The following is a 16,173-nucleotide window of genomic DNA, read 5'->3' as shown; positions in this document are numbered from 1 at the left end:
AAGAGACCCACTGGTTCCCGGTCCGGCCAATAGGCACGATCACAGCCATGGCTGTCCCGCGAATCCAGTCCCGGCCGCTCGTCGTCGTCGGCGCGGGCGCCATCGCCCGGCAGATCCGGTCGTTGATCGCCGGGCTCGCCGGGGACCCGTACCGGATCCTCGGCTATCTCGATCTGCCCCGGTCGCCGCGACCGAGCGGCTGTGTCCCGATCCTCGGTGGCGACGAAGTACTGGCCGGCACCGATGCCGGCTATGTGATTGCCGTCGGCAAGCCTCTCGTCCGGCGACAGGTCGACCTGTCCGCCACCCGCTGGGGCCGGCAACCCGTGACGCTCCGGCACCCGGACGCGACGCTGGACGACGACGTGACTCTTGGGGCCGGCACGATCGCGTTCCCCGGCGCCCGCATCCAGGTGGACGCCCGGCTCGGCCGGCACGTACTGGTGAACGCGAACGCGGTCGTCGGGCACGACTGCGACATCCACGACCACGTCGTACTCAGTCCGCTCGCGATGCTGGGCGGCGGCGTCGTGATCGAGGCCGCGGCTTTCATCGGCGCCGGCGCGGTGGTGCTGCCCCGGCGGGTGATCGGCGCCGGCGCGACGGTCGGGGCAGGTGCCGTCGTCACCGCGGACGTTCCGCCCCGGGCTTGTGTCGCCGGCGTTCCGGCCCGCGACATCAACGCGATCTGAGTCGCTGCCCCGACCGGCCAGGACCGGGCATCCAGGCCCCGCCCTTGACAGCTCAGGACAGCATTCATTTACTGGAATGAAACACGGAGTTCAATTGATGAACCACGAGGCTTGATCTCCCGCGCCCCCTTCCGGGCCGCGGCTCCGGATCGAGGGCCCCGGGTCGAACCGCTCCGTGCCAACTCCAGCCCTGAGGAGGTGGGTCGATGACGGACCGCGACCGTGTCCGGCGCAGCATGCCGGAACTCGATGTGATCGGCGCGTTCACACCATCGAGCGCAGGGACTCCACCCGCGCGTTGACGCGCACCGCGCCAGTACCCGCGACCGTGTGTTCACGGCGCGGGCGGCTGGATGCTACCGCCGGGCACGTCTCCAAACTCGCCTCGGAGTCCAGTGCATCGGATGTTGCCCCCGGGGAAAGCCCCTGAGCCGGGTACCACGCCAGGCATCATTCAAAGGAGCCTAGACATGAACCGCCGCCTCTCTCTGACCACAGTTGCGATGAGCACCTTCGCGATGGTCTCCCTTGTCGCCTGCGGCAGTAGCGGGAACAGTCCCGCTGCCGGCGCTTCCAGTAATCCGTGCGCACCGTCTCAGGGCAAGGTCGAACTGACCTACTGGGGTTTCGGCCTCAACGCGCAGAAGATCGTGACCGCGTTCAACGCGTCGCATCCCAACATCCACGTCACGATGAAGGATGTCTCGGTCAACACCGTCCAGCAGATGACGAACGCGCTCAAGGCCGGCACCGCGCCCGATGTCGGCATGATCGGTTACACCGATCTGCCCGGCTTCCGGCTCATCAACGGCCTCAAGGACATCTCCGCCTGTCCGGGCATCGCCGACACCCGGGCGAAACTCGTACCGTGGACCTGGCAGCAGATCACCTTCGGCGGCGGTGGCGTCTACGGGATGCCCCAGGACACCGGCCCGATGGCGCTCTACTACCGCAAGGACGTCTTCGCCAAGTACGGCCTGACGGTGCCGAAGACCTGGGCCGAGTACGAGGCGGTCGGCAAGCGGCTGCAGGCCGCGGACCCGGCGGCGCACCTCACCAACTTCACCGCCGGTCACTCGTACATCCTGCTCGGGCTGATGTGGCAGAACGGCGCCCGGCCGTTCGAGTACGCGGACAATCACCTCACCATCGATCTGACCGGCAACAAGGCACGCCAAGTGGCTGACTACTGGCAGCGGCTGGTCGACGAGCGCCTGGTCACAACCACCGTGCAGCCCTTCACTCCGGCCGAATTCAAGGGAATGAACGACGGGACGCTGGCGACGATGATCGGCGCGAGCTGGGAGACCGGCGTACTGCAGGCCAACGCGCCCGGCGCATCCGGCAAGTGGGCGGTGGCGCCGCTGCCGCAATGGGACGTCGCGAAGCCGGCCAGCGCCAACTACGGGGGCTCGGCGAACGTCGTCTTCACCGACAGCAAGCACCCGGCCGAGGCGGCCGAGTTCGCGGCCTGGATCGCGACCAGCACGGAGGCACAGAAGCAGCTGATCGCCCTCGGCAGCGTACCGCCGTCGACCGACGCGCTCGCCCTGCCGGAGATGAGCGCCAAGCCCGCGTACTTCGGCTCGGAGCCGATCTGGCAGGTGTTCCGGGACTCGTCGAAGGCCGTCGACACCAGCTTCCAGTGGGCGCCCAACATGACCACGGTGGCGAACGGAGTCGGCGACGCGATCGCCGGCACGCTCAAAGGTTCGGGCACTTTGCAGGCCGGGCTCGAGACCGCGCAACGTAAGGCGGTCGACGATCTGAAGGCGCGCGGCGTGGATGCGCGGGGCGGTGGTCAGTAATGATCGAAACCAGCTCGGCGACCGATGCCGAAGACACTTTGCACCGCTCCCGCCATGGCGGGGAACGTACCGCCGCCGTCCGGCCGTCGCTCGATCGCAGCGTCCGGCCGGCCGCGGAGCAGCGACCCGGCAAGCGGAGGTCCTGGCTGATCGGCCTGGGCTTCCTGTTGCCCTTCTTCGTCCCGTTCCTGCTCTTCTACGTCGGACCTGTCGTCTACGCGGCGATCCAGAGCACGCAGGTCACCGAGCGCGTGGGGGGAATCTTCGGGACCACGGTGACGAAGTTCGGCGGTCTGACCCAGTACGCGGCGGTGCTGAGTAGTCCTGACTTCTGGTCCAGCGTGGGCCGGGTCGCGCTGCTCGGAGTGATCCAGGTGCCGCTGATGGGAGCACTCGCACTGTTGCTGGCCCTGCTGCTGGACTCGCCGCGGGTCCGGCTCGGCCGATTCTTCCGGCTGGCCTACTTCCTGCCGTTCGCCGTGCCCGGCGTGGTCGCGGCCATCATGTGGGGATCGCTGCTCGACCCGAGCACCTCGCCGTTCTACCAGGCCGGGCTGCATGTGAACTTCCTCGGTCCAAGCCTCGTGCTGCCAAGCATCGGCAACGTGGCGGTCTGGACCTACGCGGGATCGAACGCGATCATCCTGCTGGCAGCGCTCAAGTCGGTACCGCCGCAACTGTTCGAGGCCGCCCGGCTCGACGGCGCCGGAGACCTGCGGATCGCGTGGTCGATCAAGATCCCGCTGGTACGGCCGGCGATTGTGTTCACGGCCATTCTGAACATGATCGGAGTACTCCAGCTGATCACCGAACCGATGATCTTCCGCACCATCACCTCCGAGGTGACCTCGGGATACACACCGAACATGCTGGCCTACAACTCCGCCTCGGCCGACCAGTACCAGTACGCGGCGGCCCTGTCGGTGACGCTGGCCGTGATCACGTTCGCCGCGTCGTTCGGCTTTCTCAAGATCCTGCAGCGGAGGGCGGACCGATGAGCACCGCGGTACTTCCGGCCGATCGAATCCGCGGCCACTTCTGGGTAGTTGTCGTAGGCATCGTTCTCGCCGTATTCGCGGCCTACTTCCTGATGCCGCTGTGGTGGCTGAGTGTCACGGCGACCAAGTTGCAGGGCGACTTCGCCACCACCAACGGGTTCTGGTTCAGCGGATTCCATCTGATGGAGAACCTTCGCGCGCTTTTCGGCTACGACCATGGGATCTTCGCGAGATGGCTGCTGAACAGCGCCCTGTACGCGGGCGTCGGCGCGCTGATCGGCACCGTCCTGTCGTCGATGGCCGGGTACTATCTGGCCAAGTTCTCCTTCCGCGGACGGCGCTTCCTGTTCTCGCTGATCCTGGGCGCGGTGATGGTTCCGGCGGCCGTACTTGCCCTGCCGCTGTTCCTCGTCTTCTCGAAAGCGCACCTGGTCGACACGTACTGGGCGGTGCTGCTGCCCAGCATCGTCAGCCCGTTCGGCGTGTACATCTCGCGTATCTTCGCCGACTCCTCCGTACCCACCGAGATCATCGAAGCGGCCCGGGTGGACGGCGCCGGGGAGTTCCGGATCTTCGCCACGATCGCGCAACGGCTGATGCTGCCCGGTCTGGCGACCGTGTACCTGTTCGGTTTCGTCGCGATCTGGAACAACTTCTTCCTTCCACTGCTGATGCTGCAGAGCCAGGACCTGTACCCCGCGACCTTCGGGTTGTTCGCCTGGAAGGGGCAGTCGCAACTCGATCCTCATGTGCAGTTGCTCGTCGTGATCGGATCGTTCGTGTCGACCGCGCCGCTGATCGGGGCGTTCCTCGCCTTGCAGCGCTACTGGCGAGCCGGCCTGACTCTCGGCGCGGTGGACTGATGCACGGGCCTGACGACGGCACTACCGCGGAAATGCCTTCACAAGACGGTCGGTGATCGTCGTCAGGTCGTCCGGGGCGCGGTAGCCCCGCTCCACCTCGGCCGCCACCGACCGGGTGTCGCCGGACAGCACCCCGGCCAGTGGCACGCTCAGCTGCCGGCCGGGGTCGGCGAACACCGAGTAGTAGTCGTGGAACTTGTTCGGTCCGCCGATCCGATGGTCATTGCTGAAGGCAACATAAGCGTTGGGCGTACCGACACTGTCCGCGACCACCAGGCCATGCAGACTGGAGGACAGGATGTAGTGACACTCAGCGATCTCCCGCACGACCTCGGGCGCCGGATCGGTGACGTCGATGATCTTCACATCCGGCCAGGTCCGCAGCTGCGTAACAGCCGGCCGATCCGCGTCGAGGAAGTGCGGGACGATCCCGAGCGAGTACTGCTTGCGCGGGGCCGACTTGAGCAGCGCATGCGCCAGTAGCCCCGGGTCGCCGAGAGCCACCTCGGTGTCCAGGTCGGTGATTCGCGCCCTGGTCAGACTGCCGCGCAGCGCCGTGATCTCGAACTCGTCGGCAGCGACCACGCCGCTGGAGTCCCAGAACATCCCGCTGCCCCACAACACCGGGCGGTTGGTGCTCTTGCTCGACAGGAGGATCTCGATGATAGAGCCGGCCGCTGCGATCTCACACGTGTCCGGTTCGGCCCACACGGTTCGGATGCCGAACAGCGCGTCGACCAGGTACGGGCCGAGCTCGTCACCGAAGTTGCCCCGGAGCGGCGACCACGGCCGCCACCAGTACATGCGCAGGGGAGCTTGCGGATGCGGTGTCGTCATCGGTTCAGCCCAATTCCAGGGTGGGTTTGTACAGGTCGAACCACTCGCTCAGATCCAGCACCCAGTTGAGGTCCTGGGACAGCATCTGCGGCGCCTTCATCGGATCGCACCGGGCAGCGTCCTCGAGCCAGACCCGTTCGACCACCTCGAACAGCGCGTCGTCGTTGTCAGCGAGCAGTTCCTTCGCACGCTGCTGCAGCGCCGCCGTGTACAGCGGATCATGGCTGGACGGGTAGCCGCTCTTTGCCCGTTCGATCACCGAGGACGGCAGCTGGTCCCGCATCGCCTGCCGCAGGATGCTCTTCTCACGCCCGTCGAAGGTTTTCAGGGACCATGGCACGTTGTAGACGTATTCGACCAGCCGGTGATCGCAGAACGGCACGCGTACCTCGAGACCGACGGCCATCGACATCCGGTCCTTGCGATCGAGCCAGCTCCGGACGAAGCCGGTCAGGAACAGGTGCGACATTCTCCGCATTCGCCGGTCTGTCGGCGACTCGGCATCAAGGTACTCCAGCGAGGCGATCGCATCCGCGTACCGATCCGCGACGAAGGTGGACAGCTCGGTACGACGGACGATGTCGGCACGGGCCGGCGCGCGCCCGACGACCTGGTCCCGCGGCACCGCCAGCCAAGGGAAGCCCTCGGCAACCCGCGCGGAATCGTCGTGGAACCAGAAGTAGCCACCGAACAGCTCGTCGGCGGACTCGCCGGACAAGGCCACCGTCGCGCGTTGCCGGATCGCGGCGAACAGCAGGTACAGGGAAGCGTCCAGCTCGCCCAGCCCCGGCACGTCGCGGGCGGCAACGACGGCGCGGCGGAGTTCGGGATCGTCCATCCGGCCCGGATCGAGCGTGACGACCTCATGCCTGGAAGCGACCCGATCGGCAACCTCGCTCGCGTACGGCGTATCGAGCCCGCGCACCATCTCGTTGGCGGCGAAGTTCTCGCCCAGGTCAGCGAAGTCGACCGAGAAGGTACGAACCTGCTCGCCCTGTTCCTTCAGATAGGACGCGGCCAGCGCGGTGATCGAACTCGAGTCCAGCCCACCGGACAGCAGTACGCCGAGCGGAACGTCTGCCACCAGTTGCCGATGCACGATGTCGCCGAGGAGTTCCCTGACCCTCTCGACGGTCGTGTCCCGATCGTCTTCGTGCGGCCGGGTCGGAAGCCGCCAGTACCTGCGTACCGACAGGCCCGATCGACGGACGGTCAGCACCGTGCCGGGTTCGACCTCCGTGATGTCCTTCCACGGAGATCCGCCGGTGACACCGAGTGGGGCGAGCAGCCAGCGCATACCCGTGGCGTCCACCACCGGCGCGACCAGCCGGTTCGCCAGGATCGCCTTCGGCTCGGAGCCGAACAGAATGCCGTCGCGCGTGCGGTGGTAGTACAGCGGCTTCACGCCCATCCGGTCCCGGATCAGGACCAGTTTGTCGTCTCGGCCGTCCCAGATGGACAGCGCGTACATCCCGTTCAGGCGCTCGGCGACGGCTTCACCCCACTCCACGTACCCACGCAGCACGACCTCGGTGTCACTGCTCGTCCGGAACCGGTGCCCCCGCGCCTCCAGCTGCCCGCGCAGCTCGAGGAAGTTGTACGCCTCCCCGCTGTACACCATCGCGACCTCACCGTCCGGCAGCCCGACGGTCATCGGCTGCGCGCCACCGGCAAGATCGATCACCGACAGCCGACGGTGGCCGAGGGCAACATGCCGCCGAACCCAGGTCCCGGACGCATCCGGCCCCCGGTTGCTCATCGTCGCCGTCATCGCCCGAACGCTCTCGACCTCGAAACTCAGATCGCGCCCGAAATCAACCCACCCGGCGATACCGCACATCGGTCCACCCTTCCGTCGACGTCCTCCCGCCCAATCATGTGCAACCCCACCCCACCCCAACAGGCGGCGACTTCAGCCCGACACCCAGGAACCGCCGGCCGGGTGGGACCGGCTGACAGCGGAGGTCGTCTCCGTGTAGAGTGAAATGGCTGTTTCAATTCTTGATCGGCAGTACGACGGGGACGTCCGGGAGGACGAGCGATGATCGGGAAGCCAGTGGGGCTTGCGGAGTTTTTGCGGGTCTTTGATCGGGTTGAGGAGCTGGGGCAGCCGGCGGTGGAGTTGCGGTATCCGCGGCGGGGGCCGGGGCGGCGGCCGCGGGGTGCGGAGGACCCGTATCACGCGATCACCCGGTGGTGCGAGGTGCTGGGGGCCGCGGAGGGGCCGCTGGCGGGGCTTCGGGTCGGGGTGAAGGACAACATCGCGGTCGCGGGCGTGCCGATGACGGAGGGGCTCGCGCCGGCCTTGAGTACCGTGCCGAGCGGCGATGCCGCGGTGGTGGAGCGGCTGCTGGACGCGGGGGCGCGGATCACCGCCAAGACCTCCATCAGCCCCAGCGATCCGGTCTTCGGCATTCCGCGCAACCCGCACGATCCCCGGTTCTCGGCCGGAGCGTCGTCGGCCGGTTCGGCGGTGGCTGTCGTGACCGGGCTGGTCGACGCGGCGATCGGTGTCGATCAGGGCGGCAGCGTGCGCAACCCGGCGGCGTACTGCGGGATCGTCGGCATGAAACCCACGCACGGCCTGGTCCCCACCTACGGCCTGGCGTACTGGGACCACACTCTTGACCACATCGGACCGATGACCACGACCGTCGCCGCCAATGCCGCGTTGCTGGAGGTGCTGGCAGGTGCGGACTGGCGCGATCCGCACTGCACCTGGACGGCTCCGGTGCGCGCGCGGTACACCGGCACGCCCGGTGAGGGAATCGCGGACCTGCGCATCGGGGTGGTCGAGGAAGCGCTGGATCCCGTCGGCTGCACGGCCGGCACGCTCGAGGCGTTCGAACGGGCCTGTGAGCGGCTGCGTGACCTCGGCGCGAAGGTCGAGCCGGTCTCGATTCCGCTCTGGTCCGACAGCGCGGTCATCTGGTTCGCGGTCCTCACCTCGGGCCTGATGGCGATGGCCGGCTCGAACGGCCAGGGGTACGGACATCTCGGCCGCATCGACGTGGACCGGCTCGCCACCGTCGCCGGCCAGTACCGGCGCGGTGAGCGCGAGGTGCCCTGGCTGGCGTCCATCCTTCCGGCCGCCTACGAGTACATCCAGGAGACCCGGCTCGGAGTGCCGTTCGGGAAAGCGCAGAACCTGCGGCTCGAGCTTCGCCGGCAGGTCGAGCACCGTCTGGACGAGGTCGATCTGCTGATCACGCCGACCACGCCAACGGGCCCGGAGCTACTCGACGAGCTGGGGACCGACGAGTTCCTGCTCGCCGACTATGTCCGGGCGATGACCAATACGACTCCGGCGAACCTGACCGGCCATCCCGCTCTGACCGTGCCCTCCGGCCCGGGCGACAACGAACTGCCGACCGGGTTGCAGATCATCGGCCGGATGTTCGACGAGCGCACCGTGTACCGGGCCGGGCTCTCGTTCGAGGATCCTCAGTTCAGCTAGGCGTCTCATCCGGAACGCAGGTACCGGACGTTCGGCCGGTGAGACTCCGCCGCCTGCTCGATCAGCTCCACGGCCTGGTCGAGGCGGCCCTCGGCCAGGATGCGCGCTTTGACCGCCTGGGCGGCCGACGCCATCGTCCGATCTTCGACCGCGGCCGTGATGGCGGCCGCGAGCTTCGCCGCGTCCAGCTCACGCTGTGGCAGCGGCGCGGGAGCCGCGCCGAGCTCGTGAATCCGCCGGCCGAAGAACGGCTGATCCAGTACGAAGGGGCACACCACCTGCGGCCGGCCGGCCGCCAGCGCCGCGGCGGACGTACCGCTACCACCGTGGTGCACGACTGCCGTCACCTGATCGAACAGCCAGCCGTGCGGCACTTCGGCGACCGGCAGGATGTCGTCGCGGTCCGGGCTCGCACCGATGCCACCCCAGCCGGTTCCGAGTACGGCGCGTACTTCGGCCAGCCGCACCGCCTCGCTGATGATCTGCCCGGTTCGGGCCGGGTCCAGCCCAGCCATACTGCCGAAGCCGACGTACACGGTCGGACCGTCGCCGGCGAGGAAGCTCTGCAGTTCCTCGGACGGCGTCCAGCCGGGCGGTGCGGGCAGGAGCCAGGGACCGGTCGTGTGGACCCACGACGGATAGTCGTCGGGCGGCGGAGTAAGCAGATGTGCGCTGAAGGCTTGCAGCACCGGCGTGGTCCCACCTCCCGGCATCCGGATGGCGTCCAGGTAACCGCCTCGCCGGTCGAGGCCCAGTTTCCGGGTCCGCCACCTTCGTGTGTGCCCGGCAAGGATCTGGTACCAGATGTTCGTCGTCAGGTACGTGAACCGATTGAACGCGGCAGGCAGCGGCAACGCGTGCATCGGGTTGGGAAACGCGCTCGTCGCGATCCAGAACGGCTGCATGCACACGCGTACGGTCGGAATGCCGAGCCACTCGCCCAGCTGACGCCCCGGGAGGACGATGTCGTGCACGATGACGTCCGTCCCCTCCTGGGCGATGTCCGCGATGTCGTCCAGTACCGCGTCCATCTTGTTGCGGTACCGGTGTGCCACCGTCATCGCCAGCCGCTTCCCACGCAGACCCCGATAGTTGGTTTCGAGCACTTCGCGGATGGCCTCATCGCCGTACAGCTCGTTCGGACCGTCCGCGAGCGGTACGAACTTGACGCCGTACGACTCCGCCAGGCCGGCCGATGCCGCGGGGCCGCCGAGCCGCGCGGAGTGTCCTGCTCTGGTCAGCGCTGCCGCGAGGGCCACGAAGGGCTGGACGTCGCCGCGGGTGCCGTGGGTGAGGATGAGGATGTCCATTACGCGCCTCGATCGCGGTACCAGTCGAAGGTTCGGCGTACGCCGGCTTCCAGTGGGACGGATGGTTCGTAGCCGGTGAGCTTGCGGAGGAGGGTCAGGTCGGGGCAGCGGCGGGCGACGGAGCCGCGGGGGGCGGGGAGCAGGTCCGTACGGGGGTGGTGTCCCGCGACGCGCAGGATCAGCTCGGCGAGGGCTCCGATCGCGATTTCCTCCGCGTCGTTGCCGATGTGGACGATCTGGCCGATCGCGTCGTCGCTGTCCATCAGGCGGATCATCGCCTCGACGGCATCGTCGACGTGACAGAACGCCCGGGACTGGTCCGCGCCGTAGAGCTTGAACGGGTCCTCCTTGCGCAGCGCGCGCAACGCCAGTTCGGGGATGACGTGGTCCGCGCCCATCCGGGGCCCGTACACGTTGTGGAAACGGCCGATGACGAACGGAATCCCGGTTGCCGGCGCGGTGTGCAGTACGGCGGCCTCGCCGAACAGTTTGCTCGCGGCGTACGCGAACCGTGGCGCGGTGATGTCGCTGATCATCAGGGGCACCGATTCCGCCGTCGGCACCGGTACGACGCCGGCGCTGACCCCGCCCGCGTACACCTCGCTGGTGGACGCGAAGAACAGCCGCTCCCCCGGGCGCATCCAGTCCAGCAGGTGGAGCAACGACAACGCGTTCGTCCGGATCACTCGGGCCGGATCGGATTCGACGTTCCGTACGCCGACGACCGCCGCGAGCATGTAGATCTGGTCCCACGGACGCGGCAGGTCGCGCAGCGCCGCGGGATCGGTCAGATCGGCGTGTACGACGGGTACGCCGAGCGCCGTCACGTCGTGATCGGTGTGCCCGCGGGAGAAGTCGTCGACGATGGTGACTTCGTTGCCTTCCGCAACCAGGCGCCGGGTCAGGTGCAGCCCGATGAACCCGGCGCCGCCGAGGACGAGAACTCTCATGCCGCCGCCTCATAACCGATGCCCGCGTACCGAACGCCTCGGGAGGTGATCGCGGCGGGGTCGAGGATGCGCCACGAGTCGTACACCAGCCGAACCGGTGAGTCGGTGAGCAGTTGGGCGATGTCGACCGCGCGGTACTCGGCGTGGTCGGTGATGACCAGTACGGCGTCCGCGGTCCGGAAGGCCGTACTCAACCCGACCGGATCGCCACCGTACGCGCGGATCACGGCGTCGGGTACGAGCGGATCATGCCCCACTACGCGAATCCCGGCGGCCTCGAAGACCGGCATCATCGCGGCGATCGGCGTACCCCGCATGTCGTCGGTCGGCGGACTGCCCTTGTACGCCCACCCGAGCACCGCCAACGTACCGGCACCCATCATGGCCGCGACGCGTTCGGCCACATGCACGGGCAGCTGCTCGTTGAGCGTCCGCGCGGCGCGTACGAGACCCGGCGCGTGACCGCTGCGCCCGGCCGCGGACAGCATGATGTACGGGTCCTTCGACAGGCAACCGCCACCCACATAGCCGGGCTTGGCCAGATCGGGCCGTGGGTAGTCCAGGTTCGTTGCCCGGATCACCTCGAGCGGATCCAGGCCGAAACGCTCGGTCAGCATGGCGATTTCGTTGCCGAAGGCATAGATCAGATCGGTGTGACAGTTGTTGCCGAGCTTCACCAGTTCGGCGGTTTCGAGCGATGACACCGGGACGACCTGTTTGCAGAGCCGGCCGAAGAGCCGTACGCCGCGCTCGAGGCTGGCCGCATCGAGGGCGCCGACGACCTGTGGCAGCTCGACCAGTTCACGGAGCGCCTGGCCCTGGATCGTACGCTCCGGCGCCATCACCAGGTGGGCAGATCCCCATTCGGCAAGCAATGCCGGCAGGACGACCTCCCGGCTCGCGCCGACCGGAACGGTGCTCCGGACCACCACGAGTGTGTCCGGCGAGCATCGTTTCGCGACCGCCGCCGCGGCGGCGGCGAGATTGCGCAGGTCGGGTTCGTGCGTGACCGGGTCCACCGGAGTGGATACCGAGATGATCGCCGCGTCGAGGCTCTCCGGCAGTTCCTCGGCGACGAACAGGTTCTGGTTCACGCAGCGAGCGAAGACGTCTTCGACGCCCGGCTCGAAAAGATGCGGTTTGCCGCGGCGCAGGGAATCCAGTACGGCCGGCTGCACGTCTGCGCCGTGTACTTCGAATCCCTTCAGCGCCATCGCGGCGGCCAACGTGACGCCGACGTAGCCGAGGCCGACAATGCCGACGCTGGGGTTTTCCCGTGATTCCAAGGTCATTCTTGTCCACCTTTGTACCGGGCCGACGAGGAAGCAGGGCGCTTCGAGTCTGGCAATCTCCGCGGGTGTTCGGCAGGTGGGCGGTTTTCACCGACCGCGGCGGAACACGGCCCCTGGCTCGCCGCCGCCCGCTCTGGCAGCGTGGTTGATCTCCAGAAAGGCAGGGGCGGAGTGTCGAACGTGATCCCGCTGAGCGAACCGAGTTTCAGTGGCAACGAAGCGGCGTACGTGAAGGAATGCCTGGACAGCGGGTTCGTGTCGTCCGTCGGACCGTTCGTGGACAGGTTCGAGCGAGACTTCGCGAAAACGGTCGGCGCGGCTCATGCGGTCGCCTGCGCGAGTGGCACGGCGGCCTTGCATGTCGCGCTGCAGCTCGCCGGCGCGGGACCTGGGCGGCTGGTCGCGGTGTCCGACTTCACGTTCATCGCTTCGGTCAACGCGATCCGGTACACCGGCGCCGACGTACTGCTGGTCGACAGCGAGCCGCGGACCTGGAACCTGGACAGCGAACTGCTGCGTGACCATGTCGTCCGGCAGGCAGCGCGGGGTGGCCGGATACCCGATCTGGTCGAAGTCGTGCACGTACTCGGCCATCCGGCCGACCTCGAACCGTTGCTCGAATTGCGCGATCGGTTCGGCATCCGGATCGTCGAGGATGCCGCCGAGTCCCTTGGCGCGAGTTGGCGCGCTGGTCCGGCGGCCGGGCGGCAGACCGGTACGGTGGGCAAACTGGCCGGTTTCTCCTTCAACGGCAACAAGATCATCACCACCGGCGCCGGTGGCATCCTGACCACGAACGACCCTGAGCTGGCTGTGCGTGCAAAGCACCTGACCACCCAGGCGAAGGTGCCGGCGTCGTCCTACCTGCACGACGAGATCGGCTACAACTACCGGCTCAGCAACTTGTCCGCCGCGCTCGGCGTCGCGCAGCTCGAACAGCTCGGCGAGCGCCTTCGCCGGAAACGCGAGATCGCCCGGTGGTACGCCGAACAGCTCGACGGTCTCGCGCTGACCTTGCCACCCCACGCGCAGTGGGCCGAACCGACGTACTGGCTGTACTCGGTCCTGCTCAATGCCGACGAGCCGGAGAAGATCGCGGATCGGTTGTCGTTCGGTGGCGTCCAAGCGCGACGCGTCTGGCGGCCGATCCACCAGCAACCGCCGTACGCCCGGACGGAACGGCTCGGTGGCGAGGTCGCCGATGACCTGCACGATCGCGGTCTTTCGTTGCCGAGCTCCGCGCATTTGACCGCGGAGCAGCAACACCTCGTCCGCGCCGAGCTGGCTTCGGCATTGGCAGCGAACTGATGGCCCGCAAGATCTGCGTCTTCACCGGTTCACGGGCCGACTACGGACCACTCGCCGCCGTACTGCGGGCCCTCGGCAACGATCCCGGAGTCGATCTGCGGGTCCTCGTCAGCGGATCACACCTGGTCTCACAGCAAGGCGCCACGATCGATGCGATCACGGCCGACGGGTTCGCGGTCAGTGCGTGCGTACCGATGGTGGTCGCGAGCGATACGCCGGTGGGTCTGGCGAAGTCGTTCGGGCTCGGAGCGATGGGGTACGCCGACGCGCTCGAGCGGATCGCCCCGGACATCCTGGTCCTGCTCGGAGATCGGTACGAGGTGCTGGCCGCGGCGGTCGCGGCCACCTTCCTACGGCTCCCGATCGCGCACATCTGCGGCGGTGAGGTCACCGCGGGATCGACCGACGAGGGAATGCGGCACGCGATCACCAAGCTGTCGCATCTCCACTTCACCGCGACCACGGCGTTCAGCCGCCGGGTCGTTCAGCTCGGCGAGGACCCGGCCCGGGTACACACGGTCGGATCACCTGGGCTCGACACGGTACGAACCACCACCTTGCTGGACCGGACGGAGTTGTCGGCGATCTTGGGCATCGAGCTCGGTACGCCGACGATCGCCGTCACGTACCACCCGGCCACCGCGGACCCCGTTGGCAGCAAAGCCGGCCTCCAGGGCCTGATCCGGGCATTGGACCGGCTCGGCCGGGGCACAGTCGTCTTCACCGGCCCCAACGTCGACCTCGGCGGCCCGTCCGCCGACCGAGAACTCCAGGACTTCGTGGCCCGCCACCCCGGCCGGATGGTGCTGCGCCCCTCCCTCGGCCAGACCGGCTACCTCAGCCTCGCCGACCACGCCGACGTCGTCGTCGGGAACTCGTCCAGCGCACTGATCGAAGTCCCCGCGCTGGGCACCCCCACCGTCAACATCGGCACCCGCCAGGAAGGCCGCCCAACTGCCGCGTCCACCATCAGCTGCGGCACCTCCGCCGAGGAAATACACGCCGCCATCGAGCAAGCGCTCACCCCCGAGTATGCCCAACGGGCCACCACCTGCCCCTCCCCCTATGGCGACGGCCACGCCGCCCCCCGAATCCTCCACCTCCTCAAAACCACCCCCTTGGACGGGCTGTTCAAAAAGCACTTCACCGACTGGGCCACCTGAGGCCTCAGTCCCGGCGCAGGAGGGGCAGATCGCGGAGGTTCCGGGCCAGCAGGACGCTTACGACAGTCAAGGCCACGGCTGAGATGCCCGCCACCAACTGAAAGCCGGCCGTGAACGCGTTGCGGGCCGCGTCCAGGACCGCAGGTGGCGCCGAGCTCAAGATCGCCTGGGCCAGCGAGTCGCCGCCGCGGCCATCCATCTGGCCGCGGTACATCATCGTGAGTACGCTGCCGAGCACCGCGACGCCCAGGGCAAGGCCCAGCTCGTTGCCGGTCTGGGTCAGTGCTCCCGCGGTCCCGGCCTTCTCGGGCGGAACGGATCCGATGACCAGGTTGGTGCCCAGCAGCGCGAGCGGAGCACCCCCGAGGTACTCGATCCCGAACGCGACCAGCAGCACGGTCGTCGAGGTGGTCCGAGACATCACGGCCATGCCGACGACCGTCACGGCGACGCCGACCGGAATCAGTACGCCCGGCCGGACCCGACGCGCCAGCCTGGGTGTCAGCTGGAAGGCGATCGTAGAGGTGATCATGGCGGGAACCATCGCGATCCCGGCGGTCAGAGCGGTCATGCCCCGGACCAACTGCAGATACTGCGCGACGAACACCATCAGGCCGCCGGACAGCATCGCGTACGCCGTCATGCTGACGAGCACCACCCGGAAGGTACGCCGCCGGAACAACCGCAGGTCGAGCAACGGGTCGCTCAGCCGATCCTGACGCCGCACGAAGACCCAGCCGAGGGCCGCGCCGGCGACGATGAACGCGATCGAGCGCGGATCGAGGCCCTGCGCGGCCAGCTGCTTCAGCCCGTAGATCGCCGACAGGATCGCTGCCAACGACAGTCCGGCGCTCGCGAGGTCGATGCGCCCGCCGTCCTCATCGCGGTACTCGGGCAGGATGAACGGACCGACCGCGAGCAGGACGACGATGGCCGGCACGCTGATCAGGAACGCCGAGCCCCACCAGAATCGGTGCAACAGGATGCCACCGGCGATCGGGCCGACGACCGCGCCCACGGTGAAGCATCCTCCCCAGATACCCAGCGCGGTCACCCGCTCCCGCTCGTCCGGGAACAGCGTCGAGATCAGCGACAACGTACTCGGCACGATCGCTGCCGCCGCCACCCCGAGCACCGCGCGAGCGGCGATCAGCATGACCGGGTCGACCGAGTAGGCGGCGACGATCGAGACGATCCCGAACACGGCCGCGCCGGCCAGGAGCAGCCGGCGCCGGCCGACCCGGTCGCCGAGCGAACCCATGGTGATCAGCAGGCCCGCCACCATGAACACGTACACGTCCAGAATCCACAGCTGCTGGGTGGCGGACGCCCCCAGCGCCGCGGTCACGGCGGGCATGGCCAGCAGCAGAACGAACCCGTGCAGCGAGATCAGCAGCGCGGCGAAACAGAGCACGCCCAAGGCGATCCACCGCCGCTCGGTCGCTTGAACGGTCCTCTCGTCAAGCGTCATCGCATCCCTTCTGGTTGCGTGGGC

General features: G+C 68.0%; 13 protein-coding genes. 7 read left to right on the top strand and 6 right to left on the bottom strand.

The genetic code is table 11. The features are described 5' to 3' along the window. Positions 1-47: 47 nt before the first annotated feature. From HDA44_RS30910 to HDA44_RS30895, 4 genes are all read left to right on the top strand, one after another. Positions 48-692, top strand: a complete 645-nt coding sequence (locus tag HDA44_RS30910) for a NeuD/PglB/VioB family sugar acetyltransferase (RefSeq protein WP_184840452.1) — start codon at positions 48-50, stop codon at positions 690-692. A 470-nt stretch (positions 693-1,162) separates the two neighbouring features. Continuing rightward, positions 1,163-2,500: an ABC transporter substrate-binding protein gene (locus tag HDA44_RS30905; protein WP_184840450.1), complete on the top strand. Its 1,338-nt coding sequence runs from the start codon at positions 1,163-1,165 to the stop codon at positions 2,498-2,500. Next, positions 2,500-3,498, top strand: a complete 999-nt coding sequence (locus tag HDA44_RS30900) for a carbohydrate ABC transporter permease (RefSeq protein ID WP_184840448.1) — start codon at positions 2,500-2,502, stop codon at positions 3,496-3,498. The genes HDA44_RS30905 and HDA44_RS30900 overlap by 1 nt, the downstream gene beginning before the upstream one ends. Continuing rightward, positions 3,495-4,361, top strand: coding sequence for a carbohydrate ABC transporter permease (locus tag HDA44_RS30895; RefSeq protein ID WP_184840446.1), 867 nt, complete (start codon positions 3,495-3,497; stop codon positions 4,359-4,361). Before HDA44_RS30900 ends, HDA44_RS30895 begins: the two co-directional genes overlap by 4 nt. Before the next feature lie 21 nt (positions 4,362-4,382). Here the strand turns inward: HDA44_RS30895 and HDA44_RS30890 are convergent, their stop codons facing one another. Further along, entirely contained in the window at positions 4,383-5,198 is an 816-nt protein-coding gene (locus tag HDA44_RS30890) for a polysaccharide pyruvyl transferase family protein (protein WP_184840443.1), read from the bottom strand. Positions 5,199-5,202: 4 nt separating this feature from the next. After that, positions 5,203-7,038, bottom strand: coding sequence for an asparagine synthase (glutamine-hydrolyzing) (asnB, locus tag HDA44_RS30885; RefSeq protein WP_184840442.1), 1,836 nt, complete (start codon positions 7,036-7,038; stop codon positions 5,203-5,205). Positions 7,039-7,239: 201 nt separating this feature from the next. Between asnB and HDA44_RS30880 the strand changes: the two genes are divergently transcribed. Further along, positions 7,240-8,655 (top strand): amidase family protein, encoded by a 1,416-nt coding sequence (locus HDA44_RS30880; protein WP_184840439.1) that lies wholly within the window; start codon positions 7,240-7,242, stop codon positions 8,653-8,655. A 5-nt stretch (positions 8,656-8,660) separates the two neighbouring features. Here HDA44_RS30880 and HDA44_RS30875 read toward each other — a convergent pair whose 3' ends face one another. Genes HDA44_RS30875 through HDA44_RS30865 form a run of 3 tightly spaced genes read right to left on the bottom strand, consistent with a single transcriptional unit; the run spans position 8,661 to position 12,207 of the window. Beyond that, positions 8,661-9,965, bottom strand: a complete 1,305-nt coding sequence (locus tag HDA44_RS30875) for a glycosyltransferase (RefSeq protein ID WP_184840438.1) — start codon at positions 9,963-9,965, stop codon at positions 8,661-8,663. Continuing rightward, positions 9,965-10,915: an NAD-dependent epimerase/dehydratase family protein gene (locus HDA44_RS30870; protein WP_184840436.1), complete on the bottom strand. Its 951-nt coding sequence runs from the start codon at positions 10,913-10,915 to the stop codon at positions 9,965-9,967. Before HDA44_RS30870 ends, HDA44_RS30875 begins: the two co-directional genes overlap by 1 nt. Continuing rightward, entirely contained in the window at positions 10,912-12,207 is a 1,296-nt protein-coding gene (locus HDA44_RS30865) for a nucleotide sugar dehydrogenase (RefSeq protein WP_184840434.1), read from the bottom strand. Before HDA44_RS30865 ends, HDA44_RS30870 begins: the two co-directional genes overlap by 4 nt. Before the next feature lie 171 nt (positions 12,208-12,378). On the opposite strand from HDA44_RS30865, the gene HDA44_RS30860 reads away from it, so the two are divergent. Together HDA44_RS30860 and neuC are read left to right on the top strand one after the other, a co-directional pair. Continuing rightward, positions 12,379-13,515 (top strand): DegT/DnrJ/EryC1/StrS family aminotransferase, encoded by a 1,137-nt coding sequence (locus HDA44_RS30860; protein ID WP_202887656.1) that lies wholly within the window; start codon positions 12,379-12,381, stop codon positions 13,513-13,515. Next, the gene (neuC, locus tag HDA44_RS30855; protein ID WP_184840432.1) at positions 13,515-14,678 is read left to right on the top strand and encodes a UDP-N-acetylglucosamine 2-epimerase; all 1,164 of its coding nucleotides are present in this window, start codon (positions 13,515-13,517) and stop codon (positions 14,676-14,678) included. Before HDA44_RS30860 ends, neuC begins: the two co-directional genes overlap by 1 nt. A gap of 4 nt (positions 14,679-14,682) precedes the next feature. Here the strand turns inward: neuC and HDA44_RS30850 are convergent, their stop codons facing one another. After that, positions 14,683-16,149 carry an MFS transporter gene (locus HDA44_RS30850; RefSeq protein ID WP_184840430.1) on the bottom strand — a complete coding sequence of 489 codons (1,467 nt, stop codon included), beginning with the start codon at positions 16,147-16,149 and terminating at the stop codon, positions 14,683-14,685. Positions 16,150-16,173: the final 24 nt, after the last annotated feature.

It is taken from the genome of Kribbella solani (assembly GCF_014205295.1).
Taxonomy (GTDB): domain Bacteria; phylum Actinomycetota; class Actinomycetes; order Propionibacteriales; family Kribbellaceae; genus Kribbella; species Kribbella solani.
Note: the sequence above shows the minus strand (reverse complement) of the source record. Positions and strands in the feature narration are given on the sequence as shown.